Raw genomic sequence first — 614 nt, forward strand, 5'->3', positions numbered from 1 at the left:
TTGAGGCGCCCAAAATGATCGGGGCTCAAATCCACCACCGAGACCTAGCGGCATCCGTCAAAGGATGATCCCGTAGGTTGGCGTTCTGTTCGGGTGGAAGCACGGAAGAGATTTCGTGTGGACCGTTCAGTAACGAAAATCCTGGTCATAGTAGCAGCGTGAGTCGGGTGAGACCCCCGACGGCCGAACGAGTAAGGGTTCCTCAGCACTGCTGATCAGCTGAGGGTTAGCCGGTCCTAAGTCAGCCCGTAAGTCGAAGCTGACAACAGGGAAATAGGTTAATATTCCTATGCCAGTGTGCACTCAAAGCCAACGCTTTGGGGCCGCCTGAGCCGGGCCTTCGCCCGGTCGAACNAATAGGTTAATATTCCTATGCCAGTGTGCACTCAAAGCCAACGCTTTGGGGCCGCCTGAGCCGGGCCTTCGCCCGGTCGAACAGTCGAAAATCGTGGAAGCCGTAATGGCACGAAGCGATCGAATGGCTGGATAGCGCAAGTCAGGTCAACCGAGAGCCCGTGAAAAGGTGAGCACACTGTCCGTACCGAGATCCGACACAGGTACTCGTGGCGGCGAAAGCCAAGGTCTGTCGGGAGCAACCGACGTTAGGGAATTCG

At 56.6% G+C, this 614-nt stretch carries 1 rRNA gene; it reads left to right on the forward strand.

Annotated features, from left to right (window positions below):
- Positions 1–614, forward strand: a 23S ribosomal RNA gene (locus tag C476_RS17665); the annotation flags it as partial.

It is taken from the genome of Natrinema limicola JCM 13563 (genome assembly GCF_000337475.1).
GTDB lineage: Archaea > Halobacteriota > Halobacteria > Halobacteriales > Natrialbaceae > Natrinema > Natrinema limicola.